Origin of the sequence: Brevibacillus ginsengisoli, from assembly GCF_050113715.1 — a bacterium.
GTDB classification, from domain to species: Bacteria; Bacillota; Bacilli; order Brevibacillales; family Brevibacillaceae; genus Brevibacillus_H; species Brevibacillus_H ginsengisoli.
This window is the reverse complement of the sequence record NZ_JBNJQR010000006.1, coordinates 1-16,544: the sequence shown is the minus strand read 5'-3', so window position 1 is coordinate 16,544 and position 16,544 is coordinate 1. Positions and strand designations below refer to the sequence as shown.

The 16,544-nt window shown below is 35.2% G+C and carries 16 protein-coding genes; 1 reads left to right on the top strand and 15 read right to left on the bottom strand.

Annotation, left to right across the window (positions count from 1 at the left end; all coding sequences use genetic code 11):
• Positions 1-4: 4 nt before the first annotated feature.
• On the top strand, positions 5-529 hold the full coding sequence (locus ACQCN2_RS13400; protein WP_426929432.1) for a GNAT family N-acetyltransferase: 525 nt from the start codon (positions 5-7) through the stop codon (positions 527-529).
• 109 nt (positions 530-638) lie between these two features.
• On the opposite strand, the gene ACQCN2_RS13395 is transcribed toward ACQCN2_RS13400, so the two are convergent.
• From ACQCN2_RS13395 to ACQCN2_RS13325, 15 genes are all read right to left on the bottom strand, one after another.
• Positions 639-887, bottom strand: a complete 249-nt coding sequence (locus tag ACQCN2_RS13395; RefSeq protein ID WP_426929431.1) for a hypothetical protein — start codon at positions 885-887, stop codon at positions 639-641.
• Positions 888-1,073: 186 nt separating this feature from the next.
• On the bottom strand, positions 1,074-1,829 hold the full coding sequence (locus ACQCN2_RS13390) for an SIMPL domain-containing protein (RefSeq protein ID WP_426929430.1): 756 nt from the start codon (positions 1,827-1,829) through the stop codon (positions 1,074-1,076).
• A 228-nt stretch (positions 1,830-2,057) separates the two neighbouring features.
• Positions 2,058-2,948, bottom strand: a complete 891-nt coding sequence (locus ACQCN2_RS13385) for a YifB family Mg chelatase-like AAA ATPase (protein WP_426929429.1) — start codon at positions 2,946-2,948, stop codon at positions 2,058-2,060.
• Between the two features lie 22 nt (positions 2,949-2,970).
• The gene (locus ACQCN2_RS13380) at positions 2,971-4,626 is read right to left on the bottom strand and encodes a recombinase family protein (protein WP_426929428.1); all 1,656 of its coding nucleotides are present in this window, start codon (positions 4,624-4,626) and stop codon (positions 2,971-2,973) included.
• A gap of 1,340 nt (positions 4,627-5,966) precedes the next feature.
• Positions 5,967-7,310, bottom strand: a complete 1,344-nt coding sequence (locus ACQCN2_RS13375; RefSeq protein ID WP_426929427.1) for a flagellin N-terminal helical domain-containing protein — start codon at positions 7,308-7,310, stop codon at positions 5,967-5,969.
• Between the two features lie 282 nt (positions 7,311-7,592).
• Positions 7,593-8,165 carry a recombinase family protein gene (locus ACQCN2_RS13370; protein ID WP_426929426.1) on the bottom strand — a complete coding sequence of 191 codons (573 nt, stop codon included), beginning with the start codon at positions 8,163-8,165 and terminating at the stop codon, positions 7,593-7,595.
• Positions 8,166-8,866: 701 nt separating this feature from the next.
• Complete coding sequence (locus ACQCN2_RS13365; protein WP_426929425.1) at positions 8,867-9,175, bottom strand: hypothetical protein; 309 nt, start codon at positions 9,173-9,175, stop codon at positions 8,867-8,869.
• Between the two features lie 34 nt (positions 9,176-9,209).
• On the bottom strand, positions 9,210-9,755 hold the full coding sequence (locus ACQCN2_RS13360; RefSeq protein ID WP_426929424.1) for a hypothetical protein: 546 nt from the start codon (positions 9,753-9,755) through the stop codon (positions 9,210-9,212).
• A 47-nt stretch (positions 9,756-9,802) separates the two neighbouring features.
• Complete coding sequence (locus ACQCN2_RS13355; protein ID WP_426929423.1) at positions 9,803-10,588, bottom strand: hypothetical protein; 786 nt, start codon at positions 10,586-10,588, stop codon at positions 9,803-9,805.
• Positions 10,589-10,698: 110 nt separating this feature from the next.
• The gene (locus ACQCN2_RS13350) at positions 10,699-11,601 is read right to left on the bottom strand and encodes a tetratricopeptide repeat protein (protein ID WP_426929422.1); all 903 of its coding nucleotides are present in this window, start codon (positions 11,599-11,601) and stop codon (positions 10,699-10,701) included.
• Between the two features lie 110 nt (positions 11,602-11,711).
• Positions 11,712-12,305, bottom strand: coding sequence for a GNAT family N-acetyltransferase (locus ACQCN2_RS13345; RefSeq protein WP_426929421.1), 594 nt, complete (start codon positions 12,303-12,305; stop codon positions 11,712-11,714).
• A 526-nt stretch (positions 12,306-12,831) separates the two neighbouring features.
• Positions 12,832-13,074, bottom strand: coding sequence for a hypothetical protein (locus ACQCN2_RS13340; protein WP_426929420.1), 243 nt, complete (start codon positions 13,072-13,074; stop codon positions 12,832-12,834).
• 46 nt (positions 13,075-13,120) lie between these two features.
• Positions 13,121-13,504 carry a hypothetical protein gene (locus ACQCN2_RS13335; RefSeq protein WP_426929419.1) on the bottom strand — a complete coding sequence of 128 codons (384 nt, stop codon included), beginning with the start codon at positions 13,502-13,504 and terminating at the stop codon, positions 13,121-13,123.
• Positions 13,505-13,581: 77 nt separating this feature from the next.
• A complete protein-coding gene (locus ACQCN2_RS13330; RefSeq protein ID WP_426929418.1) occupies positions 13,582-14,607 on the bottom strand; it encodes a hypothetical protein in 1,026 nt (341 codons plus the stop codon).
• A 704-nt stretch (positions 14,608-15,311) separates the two neighbouring features.
• Positions 15,312-15,977, bottom strand: a complete 666-nt coding sequence (locus ACQCN2_RS13325) for a hypothetical protein (RefSeq protein ID WP_426929417.1) — start codon at positions 15,975-15,977, stop codon at positions 15,312-15,314.
• Positions 15,978-16,544: the final 567 nt, after the last annotated feature.

Below are 16,544 nucleotides of genomic sequence, written 5' to 3'. Positions count from 1 at the left end.
TATAATGAAAAAACTCGAAACAAACCGTCTGCTTCTCCGTCCCTTTTGCCCGAATGATGCTAGTGTTGTTGAGGAATTGGCTGGAAACAAAGAAGTAGCCGATACAACTCTTTCAATCCCCCACCCCTACCTTAAGGGAATGGCATTACCCTGGATTGAATCTCTCAAAGAAAAAGCAGAAAGCGGCGAACTGCTGACGTGGGCCATCACCCTCAAGAAGACTCAGAACTTGGTAGGTTGTATTAGCTTAAGCGTAGCTCTAGAACATCAACGAGCCGAGCTGGGGTACTGGCTTGGTAGGCCTTACTGGGGAATGGGCATTATGACGGAGGCTGCACATAACGTGATTCAATTCGGCTTTGAAGAGTTGAAACTGAATCAAATTTTTGCCCGCGCGATGAGAAGAAATCCTGCTTCTATACGAGTAATGGAGAAAATCGGGATGAAACATGAAGGCATTCTTCCACAACACGTGAAGAAATGGGGAGTTTATAAGGATCTCGTTTATTATGGTATCTTAAAGGATTGAAGACTGGATAATGGAAAAGGAATCGGGTGTCTGATCAACAAAAACCTGTCAGCATACAAACTGCTGACAGGCTTTTACTCCTTGTATAGCGTTTTCTCTTTCAAGAACATCAGCCTTTCTGTTTGGAAACCAAGCTCCACAGCCAGTTAAAGACCCCAGATCCGATGACCCCGGCAATTACGTTAAATCCGGCAACCACCCATAACCAGTCACCTAATAGCCAATCGCCGAGCCAGCCACCAACCAATGCGGCTATTAATGAAGCCCACCAGTTTCTGCCTGTAACTTGACCTGTCATCCAGAGATTCGTGATTCCCCAAACGACGAGACTAACGATCGCCCACATAACCCAGAACATCCCGATGCACTTCCCTTCATAATATGATAGCGCTTACACCGTGCAGGTCTACCTTCCTTCCCTGCTTGCTATCATCATATGTAGTCCGATGCAAAGTGTTACAGCTTGAACCCGGTACGAAATAACTATCTATCTACTCAAATATTCCTTATGAGCATTGGGGGTGTTTGTTGTAAACACCCGTACCTAAAACTCGAATTGCACACTTACACTGGCGGTTATCCTCAATTGTCCCGAGGAAATTGACGTGCTGGGAGCTGCCTCTGCTTTCATTAGTGGTGAGAATCCAGAATTATCGCCATATAACACAGGGATACCACTGCCTCCATTTTGCGAAATAGTAATGATTCCTTTTAGTTCTTTTCCCGTAAACTTGGCCAAAGCTTTTGCTTTTGCTTCAGCGTTCATCATTGCCTTTTCCATTGCTTGAATCTCGTATTCCTGCCCTTTTTCTGTACTGAATTGAATGCTGTTTACCCGATTGACTCCTGCTTTGGAGAGTGAATCTAACAATTCGCCTAATTTCGCGATATTGTGATAGGTTACCCTTACAGAATGGTTCGCTGTATAACCACTGATTTTCGGTAGTTCCTTATCGGGATAGGTGTACTCAGGCTGTACTTGAAAATCGGATGTTTTCACGTCTTTTTTGTCCAACTTATAGACGTTATATAATACTTTTTCTATTTTTGCGAATGCCTGCGCATTAGCGCTTTGCGCCTCGCTCGCATTATTACCACGCGTTTGAACTCCAAAATTAATGTAGGCGATATCAGGTTCGACTGTTATCTCCCCTTCACCTGTTACGCTGATGATACGCTTTTCCATTCCAGCAGGATTTATAGATTCTGCGTGAGTAGGAACGGTAAAGAATGAGCAAAAGGTAATAATCGCAACCGTTAGTACAGCCTCAATACCCAGTCTTCTCACTTTTGTTTTCATACAACTTCTCCTCTCATGATTTGGGTCTGCCTCTATGACGACTTGCCGGAACGAAACGTTGCATACTTATTGGATGATCCCTTGAGGAAAATGAATAAAAAAGGAGTTTGTTCCACTCATCGATTCTTACTAAGAGTAAAAAAGAGGGTGCCCCAAAAGTAGATAAAACTACTTGAGGAGACACCCTCTTGTTATCCTTCACAGATAGAATTTTAAAAAAGTTGTTTCTTAGATCACTGAACGATCTAGACTTCGATAACGAATCGCTTCGGAAATGTGGGTTGATTCCACACGTTTTGAACCAGCTAAATCCGCGATTGTTCGCGCTACCTTCAAGATCCGGTCATACGCTCGCGCACTTAATCCCATCGTTTCAAAAGCGAGCTTTAGCAACGCTTGTCCCTCTCGATCAAGCTGAATATGTTTACGTATATCAGCCGACCCCATTCTACTGTTGTAAGGGAATTCCTTATTCATTGTGAGACGCTCCCGTTGAGAGATTCTAGCAATCTCCACCCGTTTCTTGATCACCCCGGATGCCTCCTCCTCCGCTCTCTTCCCTAGTATCTCTACTGGAACCCTTGGAACTTCCAAATGAATATCAATGCGATCCAGTAAAGGACCTGAGATTCGAGACCGATAGCGCTGCACCTGAGCTGGACTACAGGTGCATTGCTGTTGGTCACGGGTACCATAATACCCGCAGAGGCACGGATTCATCGAACCGACCAGTAAAAATTGTGCCGGATACGAATAGACTTGTTTCACCCGCCCGATGGTTACTTTTCCCGATTCAAGCGGTTGTCTGAGAACTTCCAGCACATGTCGGGAGAATTCCGGCATCTCGTCCAAAAATAAAATACCCGCATGCGCAAAGCTGCATTCCCCCGGTCGCGGATTCTGTGAACCACCTCCGGCAAGAGCCGCTTGGGTGATGGTATGGTGCGGAGCGCGAAACGGACGATCCTGTATTAAGCCGCTCTTTCTTGTTAAATGACCGGCAATGCTGTAAATCTTGGTTACTTCATAAGACTCTTCTTTACTCATCGCAGGCATGATCGAGCTGAGACAATTGGCCAGCATCGTTTTTCCCGAGCCAGGAGGACCGATTAATAACACGTTGTGGGACATTTACACGTTATTAATCTAGCGCTGTTACTATTCCATACTTCAATTTATCCATCACTGCTGAATATGGTTGATACTGACCTAGAATATTGTAGTTGAATTGAATTTCATTAAATGAATTGACAGTTACAAAAAGGAAGTTGCCATTAGTTTTTTGTTGCACTTCAAATCTAAGCATATTTTTTACTTCATCAATTGAATATTCTTTTGTTTTTAAATCTCGAATACTTATGATTTGTTGATTAATCCTTCCTGCTTCAGCATTGATTTCATCATTATTTCTAGAGTTTTCTTGAATTTCTTTCTTCATGTTAATAATTTCTTCATCAATCTTGAGTGCCTTTTTGCTTAAAGTGTGTTTGTCAAATGAATCATCTAAATATAAATCAAGCAATTTTACCTTTTTACCTTCTAGTTCTTTTAATTTATCACTTAGGTTTCGGACTAACTCAGTTTTGTCTTGATCTATACTTTTGAGTAATTCATCTTTAAATCGTTCTAACATTTTTATAGTATTCGATTTATTCTTGAGAATCATTTCTGGAACCCTAGTTACCATTTCTTCTACAATATCATTTAAATATTTCTCATTTATATTTTTACTTGAACAAGCATTAACGCCTTTAGCCTTCTTTAGACTGCAATTATAAAATGCTCTCCCTCTGTCAACATTTCGAATGTAATGATTACCGCATGTTTCACACTTTATTTTCCCTGCAAAATCAGACTTACCTTTGTTTATTCCACGTTGCAATTTTGTGTGAATTTTACCATCCCTTATTTCCTGAGCCTTCTGAAATACTTCTTTAGACACTATGGCAGGTATTACATCTTCATGGATTATCCATTCGTCTTTAGGTTTGATTTTGTAACTATTGTGTTTGTTAAGAAATTCACCAAAAGTGTATTTATTTCTAACTAGATCCCCACAATATTTTCTTTGACTTAAAATACTAGAGATAGTTGATTTTGCAAATGATTTACCATCTCTTGTTTTCATACCACGTTCATCAAGAATATCAATTATCCGTCTAATTCCTTCACCAGAAACATATAGATCAAATATTGTAATAATGATTTCTGCTTCCTCTGGAATAATTTCCAAAATATTTTCTTTTGGGATATACCTATAACCAAATATAGTTTTATTGGTAAAGATCACCCCTTTTTCGGCACTCTCCTTTTGACCAAATCGAACTTTGATACTTTTATCTCTTGATTCTTGTTCAGCAAATGATATCAGCATCTGAATAAATACCTCATCTGACTCATTTTCACTCGATTTATTAGAATCAAGAAAGTCAATGTAAACCCCTCTTGCTTTTAATTCTCTGAGTGCATCTATTGAAAGGATATTTCTTGCAAAACGGGAAGTATTAGATACCATAATTCTATTAAATTTTGGCTCCCTTTCACTTGATGTAAGTACTACCTTGCCCTTGATTATCTGCCAATCAACTCCAGCATCATAAAGCATCCGTAAAAACTCTTTACGCTTATTCATGGTTGTACCACTTAACCCCTTGTCAGCATAAATTTCAATCAGTTCCCATTCTGGCTTTTTGGATATTTCACGTTGAAAATATGTCTGCTGATTTTCGAAACTATTTAATTGATCTTTTGTCGAGGTGCTGACACGACAATAAGCAGCGACTTTTACTTTGTCCAAAATCATCACTCCTTGACATTGTTTCACACATGCTATTATAGGACATAATCAGGTTAGATAAAACTTGTATTTATAGCTTTATTTAACACTATATCAAATCATTAACATTTTCATTTGAGAATAAGTCTGCCATTTTAATAGTAAAGAATATATTCGTCACCATCGACACTAAATCGCTGTTCATCATTCATTAAAATCTCTCCTTATTGTTATACAAAACAAATAGCCCATCGGATTTTATTCCGACAGGCTTGGATACGCATTTAAACTCAGATTCATCTTGAATCTCTGTCACACTTGGGGGTTTTTCCTACCTATTATATCTTTATGTATATTATTATCATTGGTAGATAAAACCCCTGCACGATTAAACCATTGTTACGCCTTCTTTTAACTAAATCCCAATGTAACAACATTCATAAATCCACTAATTTAAACCGATTTAATCCCTTTTGAGACTTCATCTTTATCTCGGAATATCTAAGACAGCACCACGAAGCAAATGAAGCCTAGAGCAATGTGTAAATCGTTTGTATAATCCACATTAATTAACTCCTTGAGTAAAAACTAACCATTTCCGAAAACGGACTTTTCCGTTCTCTCATTGGTCGTAGGAGATTCTCCCAAGACCTTAAAACAAACCTACTAACGATTCGCTATTGATTACCATAGGAATTTTCAAGATATCACTCAACGGAAAAGTCGGTTCAGTAAAATCGCAACCCTCATAGTTAAAACTCAAGGGTGTAATACCATCGAGTTAGTAATTGGTTATCAGAAATCCACCATTTGAAGGAGAAAGAATTAAATTACCCCTTTGGAATTTCGGAAGTCGTAAAATACGAGAGTCCAAAAATGGTCTCTCCTACTTAAAGTAGGAAGATCAAAATGGAGAATTTGTTTTCACAGGTCGTCACTGTATCGGTTACGACCTTATAATTACTACATATCAAATAACATAAAAAAAGAGCCATTTGAATTGGCTGCTTTGGATTCCTCAATCTTCATTTTGTGAATTCTATTTTCTAACTGGTCAAATAGTGCCATTAAGTTCTCATGAAATTGGCATACAGTTTTGTCATCTTGAGCGAATTCTCCATTAATTGTGTCTGATTCGATATGTATTCAAGTAGAATAGATAATGCAGCTTCCTATATCTTTCTTGTTTGTATCTTGTCAGTTTGGATTGCATGTATCAATGGCAATCAATCCGCTTTCCGCTAAGTAAACGGACACTTCATCCTGATGGATTTTATTTACCGTAAATTACAATGTAATTGGTCATGAATATCATATTTATAAAAATCAAAAAAATAAACTGCCACGATGGGCAGTTTAAATTATTTCAACAATTGTAATACTTCCTGGGGCAGTTGATTGGCTTGTGACAACATTGCCTGCGATACTTGCTCTAAAATACTTTGTTTTGTATTTTCCATTATTTCTTTAGCCATATCTACATCTCTAATTCGAGATTCTGCTGCGGTTAAATTTTCTTCATAATTAGCTACGTTGTTCATAGCATGTTCTAAACGGTTTTGATATGCACCGAATTTGGATCGCTCTGACGAAACTTTTTGAATAGCAGTATCGATTATACCAATTGAAGCCTCTGCACTATTTCTTGAATTAACTGTAATATTATTAACCCCTAGCGCAGATGTCCTTGTATCTGTCATTTCGATGTTTAATGTCTGACCAGAGTTAGCACCAATCTGTAATGTTAATGGCTGCTGACTAGTAGTTATAACAGTTGTCGTCGTAGTAACTTCTTGTGTTTCTGTATAGTTAATAATTGCTGTAGTTCCAACTGCATAATTAGAGGTATTAATTATTCCTCCATTCCCACCTCCTGCTATCCCACCTTGACTACTGTCTGAAATAAGAACGGCAAAATTACCGTAAATTTCCATTCTGATATTTTCTGCTGCAATCATATTCTGTTGATCTAAGCTTCCTTTTGATCCGTTTTTCACCTCATTGAAGGTAGATAGTAGGTTACTTAATGTGCTTTTTATATCTGTACCTAATGGTGAATATATATACTCGGGAGATGTTGTTGGAGTACTGAACTGGAATATTAACGTCGTGACCGAAGGGGGTGAATTTATTAAACCAAACCTCTCTTTTCCGTCGGTCGGTAATCCAGCAAAAAGATTGCTTGTAAACTCTCCGAAATAAACCATTCCAGTTGATAAAATAGAAACAGTTTTTGGTACATCCACACTAGACAATGTTGTAATCGTATTTGACGTAGTTGTAATATTTGAACCATTTAGCAACTTCATTCCATTAAATTCAGTATTATGTGCAATCTTATCGATCCCACTTTTTAATTGTACGATCTCTTCCTGGATATTTTGCCTATCTGTATCTGTCAATGTATCATTAGCTGCTTGTACAGCTAATTCTCTCATACGTTGCAGATTGTCATGTATATTCCCTAAAGCACCTTCAGCCGTTTGGATTAATGAGACCCCGTCCTGAATATTTCTTTGTCCTTGACTTAATCCTCTTATTTGCGCTCTCATTTTTTCAGAAATAGCCAACCCAGCGGCATCATCCGAAGCCTTATTGATTCTTAATCCTGAAGATAATTTCTCTGTTGAGTTCGCTCGTTTATCGTTATTCATTTTTAGTTTATTTGAGGTATTTAAAGCGGATAAATTATGGGAAACAATCATAGATTTCATCCTTAGAAAATATAGTTATTGATTATTATCTATCCATTTATCAACTATAGCATATATTTCTAGGGATAAATTACATTTTTTTCTACTTCTAAAAAGAAAGTCTACTCCATCTCATAGCATTAAACCCCACTATTAAAATGCATCGATTCACTCAATAACCTGCCTAGACGCCCACATGTGATCTCCACCCTATCAGAATGTACATTACTTCCATAGATGTAAATATACCCCGACCTCTCCATTCAATTCATGCAAACAAAAAGCCCACTGTATTTATACAATGGACTCCTTATCACGCTTCTCAATATATCTGTACAGTGTCATCTTACTTATTCCAGTAGCATTAAGAATCTCTTCAATACTGTACTCTTTACTATCGTACATTTTTAAAGCAAGTGTAACCTTTTCATTCTTAACTGTAGGTCTACCGCCTTTTTTCCCTCTGGCTCTAGCAGCTTCAAGTCCTGCCTTTGTACGTTCAACAATAATATCCCTTTCTAACTCAGCAATACTAGCCATCATTCTAAAGAAGAAGCGTCCCATAGCCGTTGAAGTGTCTATATTATCTTGAATAGAAACGAAATCAACTTCCTTTTCATCAAACATCTCAACAAGTTCAATCAAATGTTTCGTGCTACGGCTAATACGATCAAGTTTATAAACAACAACCTTATCACCTTTCCTTAATTTTTCAAGTAGTTTCTCTAGTTGAGGTCGGTCTTTCTTTGTCCCTGTCATTTTCTCTTGGTATATTTCATTGCATCCGTACTTTTTCAATGCGTCTAACTGCATATCTAGTACCTGATCCTCTGTGCTTACCCTTGCATATCCGAATACTTCACTCATTACTGACCGCCTCCCTCTTGATACTTAAATTGTACCAAAAAGGGTATATTTAGTCAATTATGATACTATGATTTTGTTAATGGGTTTTGATACTTATTTTATGTATCTTTTGGCTATTTTTCAGGCATTTTTTGAAACACTTTAAAAAGTAACATTAACGACCGTATTTGTGACTCACTCAACCGAATAATTGGGTCAGTTACATTATTTAACGAACCTAATTATTCGGTTGGTTAATTTATTTAACCTCACGTTTCGCTAGTCCAACTAAGTATGAACTCGAAATATTCGACTTCATTTTAATACGTCTCGATAATGTTCTCGACACACACATCGGTCAAACCCTAATATACCAAGGTTTCATCGTTATTTTATTATGAAAATACACCTCTATTTTGAGCATCGAGATTACTATCGAGGCAGTTATCGTGAAAACCCTTATGTATCAAGGCTTACTGCCATTTTATGCAAAATGATTGAAAGGAGACACTTTTTAAAAACCTAGCAAAATCAAGTTTTTTTTCAAACTATTATAATTCGGCAATCGTATCGTGACATAACACTGACTTGAAACTATATGTGTTAATTTACAAAGTTTCAATCGATTTCTGACACTAATTGAGAAATTTAGTTAGGATATAAAAGAAGATAGCCGATCAATTCGACTACCCATCCATCGAAAATAGTATTTTAAGGTGTTTCTAGACATACAAATCTCTTATATGTGTTGCTTCATAAATCCGATCTTCGTACTCTTTTATCATTCGTTCTGCTTCTTCCTTAACAACTCCTCCTTCACTTATTGTTGGTTCCAATTCCTGAGTGAGATGATCATAACTAATCTTGTTGCCAGTGCGTAACTCTATTTTAGCATTATGAAGTATGTCATTAAGGTTTCCGATATGCTCAGTAATTTTTGTCAATATTGCACTTCGTGTAAAATACCTTCCTAATGCAATTCCAACAAAGAATACGAGAAGAAAGACAATAGTCAATGTATTATAGTCCATCAAACTCACCTTTCCAATCAATCTCACAATTCATTTAATCTTCCATTGCATCTTTCCATGCTGGATAGTTATTTTCTCCAAACTTCTTTCTGTGTGGAAGTGTAATTTGATCCCTCTTAAATACTCTCGTATTGTTTGAGGTAAGAAACTCAACAAAATAATCAGTTCCCTCTTTACTTGTCACATATCCAAATTCCTTATAAAAATCTGAGTTCTCATCAATAACTTCAACCAGTCGATTTATTAACTGGATTCGTATAATCTGTTCTTCTGCTTCCATTCTGATTTTTTCAATTTGCATTTGGGCCTTTGCCTCTAAATCAACTACTGGCTTTTCTTCTGGTTCATAAGGTTCAATACTAAGGCTTGACTCTAGTGCTCTAGTTTGCATACGTCTACCATTATTGTCATATTCAATTGAGTAACTAAAACCAGAAAATCCATTATGTATATCGGTAATAACTACAGGACGAGTCCCTTTTGAATACAACTTGTCACCAATCTTGTATTTTGCTTCTTTTACAACTTTTCTTTCTGCTTCTTTTGCTCGTTCTTCTATCTCCCTAAGAATAAAGTCCACTGTTCATTCCACCTTAGCCTTAGATATTAATTAATCAATTCCCCATTCTATCTTCCTGCCTTGAGTTTATTCCATACTAAATCTATTTCGTTTGACATCTGACTATATAAATTCTGCCTACTAAGAACTAGTTCATCATCGCTCTGCTCATCTGCCCATTTGTGCTTAGAAATGAATGGCTCAAAATTATTTAGTAGAAATTCTCTTCTTAATTTTTGATTTGAACACAATCTAAATGTTTCATCATTGAAAAGAAAAGCAGACCAATCTCTTATCAAAGCGTTTAGTTTTTCTCTTTTGAGTAGTCGCTCTCTTTCCATTTCCTCTTTATATTCAGTTTTTAATTCTAGATAATAAACATCATGATCAAGTTCATTAATAATATCTTCAATGCCTGTATATACTAGTTCTCTCCATTCAGAAAAATTTACATGGTGGTTTTCTATTGATATAACTAGAGATGGAAGAACTGCAAAAATAGATGCTTTAACTGTCTCGTTAACTGGAACTGATTTTAGTTTTTGATTATGTTGATTAACTTTTTTGTTAATGTAATCAATAATCTTATCATTGCTTGGATAAATATAGTGCTCATCTTCATCCAATTGATCTAATGAAAGTGGTTCAACGTCATCACTAAATTTCTTTCTGAATGTTAAAAGAGGCAAGTTGTGCATTTGCAACAATCGCATTAATTTATTGATATTTTCTTCATCATTTTTCAAGCAAACAATAGGGACAGGAATATCAATATCGTACTCAGTTTCTAGAGTGATAATATTGTTTTGCTCAAAATCATTAATAATGCTTTCTATCCAGTTATCCAAACTCATAACACTATCCCACTTTCTAATAAACTGCCAATTTGCTTGGAAGTGGTTAAAGAAAACCCATCTTTTACAAGCTGGCTCAGGAAATTAATTTTTCCCAATTTTGTTTTACATCATTTAATTGCTGCTAAAGTTGTCTTTGCATATTCATTAGTATTATCAAGTTTTATCGCTTCTTGTAAGGTTTCCTGTGCTTTTTTTCTATTGCCCATGCTTGCATAAATAATTCCCATATTAACTAGTGCATCCGATTTTTCTTTATCATCTTTAACTTTGTCAACAAAAGTTTGGTATGCTTTCAAGGCTTCACTGTTCCTTCTTAGTTCTGCATAAGCATATCCAAGACCGAAATAGGCATTTTCAAATGTAGGATCTTTAGTTATAGCTTTATCAAAATATTCTGCTGCTAAATTAAGATCTTTATCTTTGCCCTTCCCATATAAATACATCCCACCGATTACATTGTAATCATAAGCTATTTTTTCTTTCCAGCCTTCATTTGCTTCTCTTATGATTTTCCATGTATCATTTTCTCTAACTAATTTTCTAATTGAAGAAGATACTACTTCTTTTCCATCAAAGTAGTTAGTACTTCTTTCAGTAACGCTAAATGTGTTACTTTCTTTACCTTTTTCAACTTTAAAATTTTCAAACTTCATAATTTCTGATCTAAGTTGTTGATATAAATCGAAATCATCTTTACTAACATTCTTTTTTGTAGTTTCAGAAAGTAGATCATATGCATCTTCATACTTTCTGTCGATAACAAATTGATAATAATCCGAAACAATCTTTTTTTGTTCTTCCTCCATTTTCTTTTTCGCTTCAGCTAATGGTTCTGTTACACGCTGATCATTTGGTTTTTCTTTTGCAGCTTCAGAAAAAACCTTAATTGCTTCAAAGTATTTTTGTTCCTTTAGCGCCTGCTGTCCTTTATCCATGTTCTCTTTAAAAGCAGAAGAGTCACATCCGACAAGCACAAATACCGCTAATAATAAAATGATAACTTTATTCACTTATGTACAACCCCCTTTTATCCCAATATTTATGATAGCACAGAGAAGTGAGAATATAAGATATATTCCAATTAGTTATTTCAGGATTAAAACCATCTTTTAATTTATTACTAATTAGAATTAGTCCATTTAATGTTAGCAAAATGTCCAAAATCTTCAATTTCAAATCCATGTTTCTTATAAAAATACTTCAGCCTATCACCATGACTTCTTAAATCTTCAGGTGTTAATTCACCTGTAATTGTTCTTACGCTGTTGTTCGAAGCTACTTTAATTAGATGTGCTAATAGAATTGAACCATATCCTTTATTGGCATCCTTCTTTTTCACATTTATATCTAAAATGTGTAGTCTGTTATCTGACATTTCTTTAGCACAAATGCCTACAAATTTAATGCTGTTGTCTGGTTTTACAATAACTGCTCTAATATAAAACATGTCATACGAATAGCCAGTCAATATTAGAAATTCATTGCCTAAGGTTCTTTCCACAGCATATACAGTTAGTTCTTGATCAATAATGTTTATATTGCGTAGATGAGACTCTAATTCTCCATGAGATAGTTGTTGAACAAGATTCCAATCAAAACTATTCGGCTTAAAAGATGAATTAAGTAGTTGTTCACTCTCTTCAACCTCTTCACCTATTTCATTAAGCAAATCGAGAATATCGATCTCTCCAATATCGAATCTTTTCTTTTTCATATATAGCCAAATCTCTCCATTCATCGAATAATTCTAACCACATAATTCCAAATTTTCTATCTCGTATTTCTATCCAATATTATACATTAGATTTTCTAGAGTCCTGACAAAAATTCTATACACAAATAAGTACATATAGTGTAGTCTTGCTGCAACATTAGCTTGTCAAACCGTTTTCCTTTTTTATTTTGCCACTGAACCCGAAATTGGGTTGAGAAACTTTAACAAAACAAAAAAGTAGGATGTAATTTCGTCCTACTTTCGTCAAATTTACCGCACCTTATTAAATTCCGAATAAAAACACAATTTGATTGTTTTACATAATTCCTAATTTAATCACTTTCCGCCATATTCAAGATTTGTTGCTACTAGAGAACTTAAGAATCTAAAATCAAATTTTTTTCTTACTATTTCAAATGAGCCCATTACCTTTTCAAGTTTTTGTTAATGCAACCACCGTTTCACATCCTTTCAGACAAAAAAAAGCAGCCGAATAATCGACTACCTTTCTATTGCATCAAAATATCTAATCTATATCAGGATCATAACTATCCATAAAATCAGGGTCTTCCTTTTTCCAGTAATCATCTGGAGAACAGCTCTCACACAAACCATCTTTTTCCAAGTGATCAACCACTCTTTCACAATCAGGACACTTCTTTAGGTCACCATCATTAAAACATTTTTGACAGTAATATTCTGCCTCATGTGAATCATAGATACAATTATCTTCTTCAAATTTCTTATCACAACTAATACATGTAACCATAGTACCACCTCTATAGTAAGATGATTCTATTTTCTTCTAAAAATAATTACAATTCAAGATCATCTTCTTCCTCTTGTTCCTGTTGCACTTGAGCGTATGCTGATTTTGCTCCAGATTGTATCTCTTTGCTAAGTTGTAAAAACAATTTAACCGACTTCTCATCACCTGATTTGGCTTTTTCAGTTACAATCTGATACGTGTCCATCAGGTCATTCGCCAGTTTGGATTGTAGTAGCAATAGACAAAGTGAATGATATTCTGGACTCTTTTCCCATTCGAGGAACGAATTGAGCGTCTTGACATTTACATACCGTTTAAAATCTTCTTCTGACTTTTTAGGTTTTGTCTGATCATAACGAATATCATGTTTCCATTTGAAATATTCTCGTTTTGCCTCTGGTATCTTGGCTAATGCTTCATATATGTTCATTTAATTTTATCCTCCATAGTTTTGATAGTTTTAGGCAAACAAAAAACAGGAGACATCAATCTCCTGCTTACTCAATGTCAAAATTCCATTTCATCTAACCATTCCTGATCATCGTTCCGCTGTCTTAACTTCCCTGCATTATCCTGCCATTCAACCAATCTAGATCTTTTGCGGTCAAATTTTCCACTGACATCTGGCTCTAGATATTCATAAAACAAATCATTTTCATTTATCGAATTATCAAGCTCACTATTAGGTTTTACTTTCTCCTTCTCCTGATTCTTCTTTTTCCCTTTATGCTTTAGTTTCTTGTCCCATTTCTCCACACGTTTATCAATTTCTTCTTGATGATTTTGCTTAAATTGATCAAGACTGCTAAAGGTTGTGCAAATTTTATTTTCAAAATACTTCCCATTCTTACCGTTATCTCTAGGTGTACTAAGAAGAAGATATTTTCTGTTCATCTCATGAACCATCTTGTTGAGAGTATCTTTATCGTACTCTAGAGTTTCAGCCATTTTTTCTATGCTCATCCATGACTTCTTCTCAGGATTATTGGTCATTTTTCTAATCAAACAGTAAAGTGGATAATATCGCTCATTTAATCCAATCTCTTCATAATATTGAAGCAAACTCAAATCAACATTCACATAGTAGTCATCTTCTGTGACTGGTTTCTCAATTGTGTTAGTATTTGTTTTTGAACCTTTTAGCCCAAACCCTTTTTCTTCAACTTCAATTTCAACTTTTTCCACATTTGGAACATCAGAAGCCCACATGACCAATACCTTATCATCTTTGATCTTTTGTCCATCCATCATATAATCCCAACGAGATACATTGTCTATATGTATGATTTTTATTTTTTTCATGACCTTTAATAGTTCGAGGATCTCCTCTGTAGCATATCCTGTTTCTTTCCTCAACAGTGAAATCGAAGTGACAAACATATAGTTATGTTCTTGTTTGTAAAGACGGAACTTGAACAAAGTTAGATATAAATTGAACCCTTTATATCCCATTTTTTTAAATTTGTTAGTTGAAGTTGAAAAATCAAACCAATTCGATTTCACTTTAATATTGTGCATGGTATAGTTAAACATATTACTCCTCCAGTTTTACATTGAACAATTACATAATAGGTGTATGTGAAAGAAAAATTAAAATAGAAAATTTAACTCAAGAAAACACAACGCACTTATGTGTTTTCTGATCTATTAACTATTATTCTCTCTTGTTTATTATTTTAAGTTAATAATATATCCCCTTTTTTGCGAAAAAATCAAAATAAACCACTTAATATATACCCCCACAATACCAAAATATCAAACTATAATAATTTTCATAAATACACTTAAACCCATTATTTATAAGGACTTAATCAAATTTTTAAAAATTGTTAAGTGTATCCGATTTTAAGGAAAAATATCACGTTTTACTATCTAAAAAATACCCCTATGACATATTTATATCACGTTTTACAAACAAATGAATACCCCCAATAACACCAAAAATCACATAAAAAATGAATAAACCTTTATTTTAGCTCGTTTTTATCATCCGATTTTTTAAAAAAATATCACATTTCTGAATTACACCCTCTCCATAGTGAAAGCAATTTCTCCAATTTTTCGCTCTGCTCATACATCGAAAACAGATCACCACTCTTATGGTGTCGTGCTTTCGTTATGTATTTCAGTCCATTACGCTTCAAATATTCAAATAATTTCATGTCATAGCAAAAAAAGTACTTACTCACTTTCTTTTCTCTCCTTTATAAAGAAGGAGACTACCCGAAGGCAATCCCCTATACAATCAATTTTGAACAAACATAACTATCTGGATATGTGACTGCCAGACTAAACAAACCCTCTATGTCCGTTTTACTACTTCCATATGTAATTTTGCCTTTGTATGTATCAAAATCACATTTTTTATGTAGTTGACCATTTGGCAGACTTAAATCCAACCTTGGAAACAATGTTTGAATCTTATACAGTTCAATTTCGGTCTGTAATTTGCTGTCTACTATTCCGATATGCTCAGATAATCCATATTCCCTCTGTATGCTTGTAAATGGCTCTGTATAGCGCACTAACACATCTGAGATATGCTCTAAGCCTAGCAGCTGCTGATAATGTAAATGGGCTTTGTGAACGTCTGTATGAGTCGGATACGATGTGTATCCTTTATAGGACGAATCAACTGCCCAGAGAAAAATCTTTTGTTCATATGTCAGTTCATTGTGACCAGGATTCAGCAATAAATCCCACGCATCATAAAGAGATAAGATGAGTATTAACGTAGACATTCCATACTTTGCATAATACTTTTTATAAGGCTGTACGCTGTTTGGATTTGCACTATTTGGGTTAACCTTATCATTGGCATTGAAGCGGGTTTGATGATTGCAAAATGTTCGTAAATCTTTATATTCTATTGCTGCGTCTACACCAATCAATTGATCTCCCATATATGCTGTCCCAAAGTGATATAGCGAATAAAAATCAAAAAATGCCCCAACCTCACACCCGAAAAGGGATTTGAGGACAGCGCAAGATATTATACTGTCTATGTCGTTAGTGAGAATGAGTTTATCATTGCTTGAAATATTATGTATCCATTGTGGAAATAATTGTTTAAATTCTTGTTTCATCTACATGGCATGAAAGATACCAATTGCCATGTGTACTACGACTATTTTTCTCTATCTATACGAATTGCTCTTTGAAAATTACAAATCGTTGGACTACTGATTCGCTAAATCATTTCCTCCCTAAATAAGCCTAGCGTGTCCTGTTACTTAGTACACACTAGGCAATCATCACGTTTTACCTCTCACACCTAACACCTCCATTTGTTTTTGTATATTCTCACTAATTCAGATCAATTCGTTGACCAGTAATTTTTGCATTTCCCGATGGCGCTGCAACGAAATCTCTACCTAATGTATAGCGAGAACCGTCAGCGTTAATAATTGTAAACTCTTTGCCAAATATATATTTTGTTCCGCTTGGATGGGTATGTTCAAGGTCACCCG

What these genes read in the sequence shown, in the direction of transcription:
- ACQCN2_RS13400 (WP_426929432.1), top strand. Translation starts at nt 5, where the DNA reads ATGAAAAAACTCGAAACAAACCGTCTGCTTCTCCGTCCCTTTTGCCCG.
- ACQCN2_RS13395 (WP_426929431.1), bottom strand. Translation starts at nt 887, where the DNA reads ATGTTCTGGGTTATGTGGGCGATCGTTAGTCTCGTCGTTTGGGGAATC.
- ACQCN2_RS13390 (WP_426929430.1), bottom strand. Translation starts at nt 1,829, where the DNA reads ATGAAAACAAAAGTGAGAAGACTGGGTATTGAGGCTGTACTAACGGTT.
- ACQCN2_RS13375 (WP_426929427.1), bottom strand. Translation starts at nt 7,310, where the DNA reads ATGATTGTTTCCCATAATTTATCCGCTTTAAATACCTCAAATAAACTA.
- ACQCN2_RS13370 (WP_426929426.1), bottom strand. Translation starts at nt 8,165, where the DNA reads ATGAGTGAAGTATTCGGATATGCAAGGGTAAGCACAGAGGATCAGGTA.
- ACQCN2_RS13365 (WP_426929425.1), bottom strand. Translation starts at nt 9,175, where the DNA reads ATGGACTATAATACATTGACTATTGTCTTTCTTCTCGTATTCTTTGTT.
- ACQCN2_RS13355 (WP_426929423.1), bottom strand. Translation starts at nt 10,588, where the DNA reads ATGAGTTTGGATAACTGGATAGAAAGCATTATTAATGATTTTGAGCAA.
- ACQCN2_RS13345 (WP_426929421.1), bottom strand. Translation starts at nt 12,305, where the DNA reads ATGAAAAAGAAAAGATTCGATATTGGAGAGATCGATATTCTCGATTTG.
- ACQCN2_RS13340 (WP_426929420.1), bottom strand. Translation starts at nt 13,074, where the DNA reads ATGGTTACATGTATTAGTTGTGATAAGAAATTTGAAGAAGATAATTGT.
- ACQCN2_RS13335 (WP_426929419.1), bottom strand. Translation starts at nt 13,504, where the DNA reads ATGAACATATATGAAGCATTAGCCAAGATACCAGAGGCAAAACGAGAA.
- ACQCN2_RS13330 (WP_426929418.1), bottom strand. Translation starts at nt 14,607, where the DNA reads ATGTTTAACTATACCATGCACAATATTAAAGTGAAATCGAATTGGTTT.
- ACQCN2_RS13325 (WP_426929417.1), bottom strand. Translation starts at nt 15,977, where the DNA reads ATGGGAGATCAATTGATTGGTGTAGACGCAGCAATAGAATATAAAGAT.